Here is an 8,580-nt window from a genome sequence, read left to right on the forward strand (position 1 = left end):
TAGGATTTTTTATGGTAACTATGGATCGGAATTTAGCCTTAGAAGCAGTTAGGGTTACAGAAGCTGCAGCTCTAGCAGCTTCTAAATTAATGGGACGTGGAGATGAAAAAGAAGCAGACCAAGTTGCAGTTAATGCGATGAGGCATGCTTTAAATAATCTTGCCATTACAGGTGTTGTTGTAATTGGGGAAGGGGAAAGAGACGAGGCCCCCATGCTTTATATAGGTGAAAAAGTGGGGGCGGGTGGCCCCCTTATTGATATTGCTCTTGACCCTTTGGAAGGTACAACAATTACAGCAAAAGGTGGAAGTAATGCTTTATCTGTTATTGCTATGTCGGAACAAGGAGGATTTTTAAATGCTCCAGACGTTTATATGGATAAAATTGCTGTAGGCATTGATCTTAAAGAAGGTGTGATTGATTTGGATGCGTCTCCGAAAGAGAATTTAAAAAACTTTGCAAAAATTAAAAATATTGATGTCAGTGATATTGTGGTGTGTGTGTTGGATAGACCACGTCATGAAGAATTAATTGCAAAAATACGTGAAGCGGGTGCCCGTATTAGTATGATTAGTGATGGTGATGTTAGTGCAGTTATTGCAACAGCACGGCCAGAAAGTGGTGTTGATATTTATATGGGAATTGGTGGTGCGCCTGAAGGTGTGCTAGCTGCAGCTGCATTAAGATGCTTGGGCGGATTTATGCAGGGACGTTTGGTATTTCGTCATGATGATGAACGCGAACGGGCAAAAAAAATGGGAATTAGTGATTTTAATTATAAGTATTTGTTAAATGACTTGGCAAAAGGGGATGTTATGTTTGCAGCAACAGGTGTAACAGATGGCACAATGCTTCGAGGGGTTAGACGCTACCGGGAAGGGGGGCAGACCCATTCTGTTATTATGCGCTCTAAAACAGGTACGGTTCGTTATATTGAATCTTATCATGATTTTACTAGAAAAGTGCCAGCAATTTAATAAAAATAATAACGAGTATAGACCCGTGTCTTTTGAAGATAAATTTAAGCAAACTTTAAAACGTTATGATGAAGTAGCAGCTTTGTTAGCTAGTACAACGCAGCCTAATCCCCAAGAATTTGCAAAGCTTTCACGTGAATATTCGGAATTAACACCCCTTGTTGATGCGATTAAAATTTGGGATAAAACACGCCGTGAGATTGATGATCTGGAACAGATGCAAAAAGATCCCGATATGCGTTCTTTGGTAGAGGAAGAATTATTGGTATTAAAACGTAAATTGCCAGAATTTTACCGTCATATTATGCTTTTATTACTTCCCAAAGACGAAGCAGATGAACGCAATGTTATTTTAGAAGTAAGAGCAGGAACTGGTGGGGATGAGGCTGCTCTTTTTGCCTCAGATCTTTTTAAAATGTATTTAAGATATGCCGATATTCGTGGATGGAAACACGAAATTTTAAGCATTACAGAAACAGGAATTGGTGGATATAAAGAAGCAAGTGCTTCTATCACGGGACGCAGTGTATTTGCAAGATTAAAATATGAATCGGGCGTTCATAGGGTTCAACGAGTTCCTGCAACCGAAGGAAGCGGTCGTGTCCATACATCGGCAGCAACAGTAGCAATTTTACCAGAAGCAGAAGAAATTGATATCCAAATTCAAGACAAAGATTTACGTATAGAGGTCTTTCGTGCAAGTGGTCCTGGGGGACAATCAGTTAATACAACAGACAGTGCCGTGCGTATTACGCACCTTCCAACAGGGCTAGTGGTTCAACAGCAAGATGAAAAATCACAGCATAAAAATAAAGCCAAAGCTATGAAAGTTTTGCGGGCAAGACTTTATGCACGGGAAAGAGAAATTCAAGATCAAGAACGTTCTGCTAATCGAAAAAATCAGGTTGGGTCTGGGGATCGCTCGGAAAGAATTAGAACATATAATTTTCCACAAGGACGTGTAACAGAGCATAGAATAGGTTTAACAATTTATAAAATTGAAAAAGTTCTAGCTGGTGAAGCCTTGGACGAAATTGTTGAAGCATTAATAACAGATGATCAAGCAACCCAATTAGCAGAGGTTGCTCAATGACGACACTTCACGAGTCACTCCAGGAAATAACAACTATTTTAGCCAAAGCAAAAATAGAACTTCCCAAGTTGGAAGCTCGATTGATTACACAAAAAATATTAGAATTAAATTTGGCTGATATGATTTCGGTTGGTTCATTTAATATAGAAGATCATAAAAAAATTCTTATAGATCAATTGGTCAGAAGACGAATAGATTATGAGCCTTTAGCCTATATTTTAGAAGAAAAAGAATTTTGGAGTTTACCTTTTAAGGTTGACCCCAATGTATTAATTCCACGGCCTGATAGTGAAACAATCATTTCATCTGTTTTAAATTCGATAGATGATTTAAATTATTCTTATAAAATATTAGATTTAGGTACGGGCAGCGGTTGTCTTATTTTGTCTTTGCTTAAGGAATTGCCTTGTGCATTAGGTGTTGGTGTTGATTGTTCCAATGATGCATTAAAAATTGCTGCTTTTAATGCGGAACAAAATTCTTTACAAGATCGTGTAGATTTTATTTTATCAGATTGGGAAAATAATCTTCATGATACTTTTGATTTAATTATTTCTAATCCGCCTTATATTGAAACCAATCAAATTAATAATTTACAAACTGAAATCCTGTTATATGAACCAAAAATCGCTTTAGATGGGGGTGCAGATGGATTAAATGCGTATCGTCAGATATTATCTGGAATGAAAAAAATATTAAAAAAAGATGGAAAGCTATTTTTTGAAATTGGCAGTCACCAATCAAGAGATGTCGTTAAATTAGCAGCCAATATGGGACTTTTACATTGTCAAACGTTTTATGATTTGGCCGGAATAGCACGTTGTTTAGTATTTAAATGGATATAAATAAAAAAAATGCTTGGAAATATTTTTTTTTCAGTTAATTTAGTATTTAAAATAAAAAGCCTTAGCTTTTTTATTCATAACCTGTTTTTCTATTGTTTTATTAATAGAGAATTACGGCGTTATTATTAGCAACAAAATTTATATAAAACTGGGTGGAACTAATAACCATGAGACAAGGTTCTAATTCAAGACGGCAACGTAACCACAATTCACGTAAACCACATCAATCTCATCAATCATCAAAAAACCAAACTTTTGATAGTAATGCAGGCGATGTTAGGGTTCGAGGAAATGCATATCAGATACTTGAAAAATATTTGTCATTAGCACGCGATTCTACATCAACAGGTGATCGTATTACAGCAGAAAATTATCTTCAGCATGCTGAACATTATTATCGGACAATTAATATGTATAATGATCATCATGGGCAGCAAGATTTCCAAAGAGAAAAATCATATGATGTGGAAACAAATATAGCAGCACCACATAATCAAATGAATGACAATCCACAAAATTCATCTGAAAACATAGTTCAGTATGATAATAATCCATATTCTTCAGAAGATACTAATAATCGATTATCATCTTCGTCGCCCGAACACCCGGTATCAGAAATGGCTGCTATTCATAATGAAGATGTAAGAAAGATGCCTCGTCGAAAAAACTTTAAAAGTTAAATTTAAAAATTTTATGCTTAAATATTCTAATTTATAAAGACGGTATAAATGGAAAAAAAAGTTTTTCAACCCATTCAGGGACGTTCATTGGCCCATATTATGAAAAAAAAACTAGGATTACCTAAAAAGGGATCTTATGCTTTAATTAGAATGTGTAAACAAATTGCTAATCCTAGACAATTTTTTTTAAGAAAATCTTTAGCTAATAATGTTAAAAAAGGTAATCAAGTAATTAAGGAAGGTTATAAAACCTTTAAAGAAAATGATATTCCTGGTATAGCAAATATCATACATTTATGCCAAAAGATAACAGAAAATAAATTAACAAATAACAAAAATCCAAAAATTTATCAAAGAAATGTTGGAAAAGATTTTCTACTACCTATTTTAGGTGGTAAAGAATTTTTGGACTATCCAGATTTAATTCAATTTATAGTTTCAAACGACATTTTGAATCCGGTTGTTAATTATTTGGGTACTGTGCCAATTTTTGCTGGTGCCAATATATTTTGGTCTCCTGCTAATCAAACAGCTACATCAAGTCAACTTTTCCATCTTGATACAGAAGATTATACGCAGATTAAAGTTTTTATTAATATATGTGATGTTTCAGAAGAAAATGGACCATTTGCATTTTTGCCTGCAAATCTTTCTCAGAAATTTTTAAAAAAAATAAATTATTCGGAATATGATAGCCGCCGTTTTCAAGATGATGAAATATTCTCTCATATTGATTCTCAAAATGTTATTAAATTAATAGGTAAGGCTGGGTCGGGTGCATTTGTAGATACAGCGCAATGTCTTCATTACGGAAGCCGTTTAAATAAATATGACCGTATTATTTTGATGCTTCAATATCAACGTTTTGATACCCCTTTAGAATCTGTAGCTTCCATAGATATCCCATCACATGCACCATTTTTTGCATCGATGACTAATATTCAAAAATTAACTTTGGGATATATATAACAAGCTGATGGGCATTAATAAATTTTTAATATTTATTTTACTTATTTTTTCTTTTTATATGATTTTAAATTTTATAAAAAAGAATATTTATACCCAGGCACAAAAAAAATATAATTTAAAGGAAAATAAACAGAAAATTGAAGATATGGTGTTGTGTTCAATTTGTCATGATTATATACCTTTATTAAATCCCAAAACCTGCAACCGTAAAGATTGTCCCCATTAAAATTTGCCTTAACCGCCGGTCATACTCATATGTCTTGCAATACTAGGTTTTGTGTTTTGATCACCAATAATAAAATCATGTCCTTTTGGTTTTTGTTTAATTGCTTTGATAATTTCTTGTTCTAAAACATTTATATCAGAAGAATTTCTTATGATGTTTTTTAAATTTATAGAATTATCTTGCCCCAAACATAAGTAAAGTTGCCCAGTGCACGTTACTCTTACTCTATTGCAATTTTCACAAAAATTATGGGTTAAAGGTGTAATAAAACCTAATTTTATATCCTGTCCATTTATTTTCATATAGCGTGCTGGTCCGCCAGTTCGATAAGGAATGGGTTCTAAAATCCAATTTTTTTCTATAATTTGTTTTACTTCGGATAAGGGCATATATTGGTCTATTCGGTGTTGATCAATTTCACCCATAGGCATGATTTCGATAAATGTTAAATCACATTTATGATCAATACACCAGGAAACCATATTGGTAAATTCATTATCATTAATACCTTTTAAGGCAACCATATTAATTTTTATTTGTAATCCTTCTTTCTGTGCTAATTTGATACCTTCAAGAACGTTAGATAAATTTCCTTTTCGTGTAATAGATAAAAATTTATCATGATTTAAGCTATCTAAAGATACATTAATTCTTTGAATACCTGCTCTAAAAAGATCTTTGGCAAAAAAAGATAACTGACTTCCATTTGTTGTAAGGGTAATTTCTTCTAATTGGCCATTTTTTAAAAATGAAGAAAGATAGAAAATTAAATTCATAATATTACGACGCACTAAAGGTTCGCCACCTGTTAATCTAATTTTTTTTACACCTAGTTTAATAAAGGTAGCACAAATTTTTTCTAATTCTTCAAGATCTAAAATATCTTTTTTGGGTAAAAATTGCATTTTTTCTGGCATACAATAAACACATCTAAAATCACAACGATCTGTGACAGATAATCTTAGATATTGTATAGTACGGCCAAAGGGATCAACAAGATTACGCATATAATTCTAATTTTTTGAATAGTTCAATTAATATTATAGCAATTGCAATGACAATTAATATTAAAAATATTTTTTATAAATTTAATCTAAATCTTACCAATTATATTGTATATCTTCAAGATTCTTTTCAAAAAGACAGAGATAGATTGGTTTTGTGGGTACCAGTTTTATTGTCTTTTGGTATAGGTTTTTATTTCTATTTACCTTTTGCGGTTCCTTTTATTTTAGCTTTCTTTATTTCATTGATTTGTTTTGTTTGTGCTTTTTTACTAAGAAAAAAATCATTTGTTTGGTTGATTATAAGTTATGGGATACTTAATCTGGGATTTACGGTGGCCCAATATCAAGCAGAACATAAAAAAACATTTTTTTTAACGCGCTCCCTTAAAAAAGTTGAAATAACTGCAAGAATTGTGGGTTTGGATCAATTTTCTAATCGTCAACGATTGACATTGGATAAGATTAATATTGCTAATATGTCTATTCATCAATTACATAGAATTAAAATAACAGCTCATACAAAAGAAGAAATAAGAGTTGGAGATTGGATTAAAACTTTTGTTAATCTTGATCCACCAAATTCACGTTTATTGCCAAATGATTTTGATTTTCGAAGACAAGCATGGTTTGATGAAGTTGATGCTTTTGGCTATACGGTAGGTTTAGTCGACATAATAAATAAGGATTTTCATAAAAGTTTTTCTGATCAAATTTTTTTAACAATAGAAAATATACGTCACAAAATAACCCAGGATATTTTATCAATTTTACCTATAGATCAGGGATCTATTGCGGTGGCATTAATGATAGGCGATCAGTCTATCATACCTAAAAATATTCTAAATATAATGCGTGATTCTGGTCTTGCCCATTTATTATCTATATCTGGATTACACATTAGTATGGTTGCAGGATTATTGTTTTACAGTATACGTGCCTTGTTTGCAGGTATAAGTTTTATTACTTTGCGTTATTCAGTAAAAAAATGGGCTGCTATTTGTTCTATTATTGGATGCTTTTTTTATTTGATCTTATCTGGCTCAGCTGTACCAACCCAAAGATCATTTTTAATGATTATGATCGTTATGGTGGCCATTTTGTTTGATCGACAACCTATTAGTATGAGACTGGTTGTATGGGCAGCAACAATTATATTAATTATTGATCCTTATAATTTATTAAAACCAAGTTTTCAAATGAGCTTTGCTGCAGTCACGGCATTGATTGCGGTTTATGAATATTTTGATACGAAAACAAAAAATAGAATACGTGATCTCAAGAATTATAAAACACAAATAAATAAAATAATATTCTGGATAATAGGATTAATAGGTACAAGTTTAATCGCAACATTAGCGACTGCACCTTACGCTGTATTTTATTTTAATAAATTACCACTTATGGGTTTTATTTCCAATATGATTGCTGTACCAATTACAAGTTTTTGGATTATGCCTTGGATTATGGTTGCCTTTATTTTATTTCCTTTTGGCTTAGAACATTGGGCTCTTTGGCCTATGGAATGGGGTCTTACAATAGTTATTAAAATTGCAGCACAAGTTGCCCAATGGAAGGGGGCTATTTTATTTTTACCATCCCCGCCATTATTTTGTTTGGTTCTTATTACTCTTGGGGGATGTTGGGTTTGTTTATGGAAAAAATCTTGGCGTTTTCTTGGTTTTTTACCAATAATTTTAGGGTTAATTTTGACATTTACCCAAAAATTTCCTGATATAATTGTAAGCAATCAATCAAATACTTTCGCATTTAAAACAACACCACAATTTTATAATACTGTTACACAAAATAAAAATGGTTCTGAAATAAATTTGTGGTCAAAAAAAATAAATATTGATCAACGATATATCTTATTCCGTGATAAAATTAATAATAATCAATTAAAATGTGATTATTGGGCATGTCGCTATAAAATAAAAGAGAAAATTATTACGTTTATTTATCAACCAGAAGTTCTTGAAGAAGAATGTAAAAATTCTGATTTAGTAATTAATTTTACCTATAGTAGTCAAACTTGTTTAGCATCAGATAGGGCTGAATTTTTAAGTAAAAAAGATATAACCAATAAAGGGGGTTATTTTATATGGGTAACAGATGAAGAATTTAAAATAGAAAATTCAAAACAAAATCAAGAAAGCAAACCATGGGCATTTAAATAAGATTATAATTTTATATATATTTTCTTATTAAAGCTGTAACTTTACCTTGAATTTTTACACGATCTGGCGGAAAGATTTGACTTTGATAATCTGTATTAGCTGGTTCCAATGCAACCACATCTGCTTTATCTTTATGGCGAAATCTTTTTAGAGTGATTTCTTTATTATCAATAAGGGCAATGACAATTGTCCCATTATTAACATTATCGGTTCGCTCAACAATAACAATGTCGCCATCAATTATACCCGCATCTTTCATAGTATCACTTGCGACTGTAAGAGCATAATGAGATGCACCTTTCGTTAATTGATCTGCTGGAAATTCAATATTCGAAATTTGCTGGCGTATTACTTCCGCTGAACTTTGGGCTGCAATTCTGCCATATAAAGGAATAGAAATTAAATTAATGTTACTAGTAACAGGTGGTGGTATCATAGGTTTTGGAGTGGGTGCTGCGATAGGTGCTCCGGTTTTATCAACAAGATGTCTAATAACCTCGATAGCGCGTGCTCGATTAGGTAATCGATTAATAAAGCCACGCTCTGTTAATCCACTAATTAATCTGTGAACACCTGATTTAGATTTTAATGAAAGAGCTTCTTTCA

General features: G+C 32.2%; 8 protein-coding genes. 6 read left to right on the forward strand and 2 right to left on the reverse strand.

All coding sequences use genetic code 11. From position 1 onward, the window contains the following. The first annotated feature begins 20 nt into the window (after positions 1-20). From glpX to K1X44_02530, 5 genes are all read left to right on the forward strand, one after another. Positions 21-977 carry a class II fructose-bisphosphatase gene (glpX, locus tag K1X44_02510; GenBank protein ID MBX7146163.1) on the forward strand — a complete coding sequence of 319 codons (957 nt, stop codon included), beginning with the start codon at positions 21-23 and terminating at the stop codon, positions 975-977. 25 nt (positions 978-1,002) lie between these two features. Then, positions 1,003-2,070 carry a peptide chain release factor 1 gene (gene prfA / locus K1X44_02515; GenBank protein MBX7146164.1) on the forward strand — a complete coding sequence of 356 codons (1,068 nt, stop codon included), beginning with the start codon at positions 1,003-1,005 and terminating at the stop codon, positions 2,068-2,070. After that, the gene (gene prmC, locus K1X44_02520; protein MBX7146165.1) at positions 2,067-2,915 is read left to right on the forward strand and encodes a peptide chain release factor N(5)-glutamine methyltransferase; all 849 of its coding nucleotides are present in this window, start codon (positions 2,067-2,069) and stop codon (positions 2,913-2,915) included. The genes prfA and prmC overlap by 4 nt, the downstream gene beginning before the upstream one ends. 167 nt (positions 2,916-3,082) lie before the next feature. After that, positions 3,083-3,595 (forward strand): DUF4167 domain-containing protein, encoded by a 513-nt coding sequence (locus tag K1X44_02525; protein MBX7146166.1) that lies wholly within the window; start codon positions 3,083-3,085, stop codon positions 3,593-3,595. A gap of 48 nt (positions 3,596-3,643) precedes the next feature. After that, entirely contained in the window at positions 3,644-4,564 is a 921-nt protein-coding gene (locus K1X44_02530) for a hypothetical protein (protein MBX7146167.1), read from the forward strand. Positions 4,565-4,798: 234 nt separating this feature from the next. Here the strand turns inward: K1X44_02530 and moaA are convergent, their stop codons facing one another. Further along, on the reverse strand, positions 4,799-5,797 hold the full coding sequence (moaA, locus tag K1X44_02535) for a GTP 3',8-cyclase MoaA (GenBank protein ID MBX7146168.1): 999 nt from the start codon (positions 5,795-5,797) through the stop codon (positions 4,799-4,801). A 47-nt stretch (positions 5,798-5,844) separates the two neighbouring features. Between moaA and K1X44_02540 the strand changes: the two genes are divergently transcribed. Then, positions 5,845-7,974 (forward strand): ComEC family competence protein, encoded by a 2,130-nt coding sequence (locus K1X44_02540; GenBank protein MBX7146169.1) that lies wholly within the window; start codon positions 5,845-5,847, stop codon positions 7,972-7,974. 10 nt (positions 7,975-7,984) lie between these two features. On the opposite strand, the gene lexA is transcribed toward K1X44_02540, so the two are convergent. Continuing rightward, positions 7,985-8,580 (reverse strand): transcriptional repressor LexA (lexA, locus tag K1X44_02545; protein ID MBX7146170.1); only part of this gene is annotated, 596 nt, incomplete at its 5' end.

It is taken from the genome of Alphaproteobacteria bacterium (assembly GCA_019695395.1).
Taxonomy (GTDB): Bacteria; Pseudomonadota; Alphaproteobacteria; order JAEUKQ01; family JAIBAD01; genus JAIBAD01.

Excerpts from the sequence above, each read along its gene's own strand:
- glpX (MBX7146163.1), top strand. The coding sequence starts at position 21 with ATGGATCGGAATTTAGCCTTAGAAGCAGTTAGGGTTACAGAAGCTGCA.
- prmC (MBX7146165.1), top strand. The coding sequence starts at position 2,067 with ATGACGACACTTCACGAGTCACTCCAGGAAATAACAACTATTTTAGCC.
- K1X44_02525 (MBX7146166.1), top strand. The coding sequence starts at position 3,083 with ATGAGACAAGGTTCTAATTCAAGACGGCAACGTAACCACAATTCACGT.
- K1X44_02530 (MBX7146167.1), top strand. The coding sequence starts at position 3,644 with ATGGAAAAAAAAGTTTTTCAACCCATTCAGGGACGTTCATTGGCCCAT.
- moaA (MBX7146168.1), bottom strand. The coding sequence starts at position 5,797 with ATGCGTAATCTTGTTGATCCCTTTGGCCGTACTATACAATATCTAAGA.
- K1X44_02540 (MBX7146169.1), top strand. The coding sequence starts at position 5,845 with ATGACAATTAATATTAAAAATATTTTTTATAAATTTAATCTAAATCTT.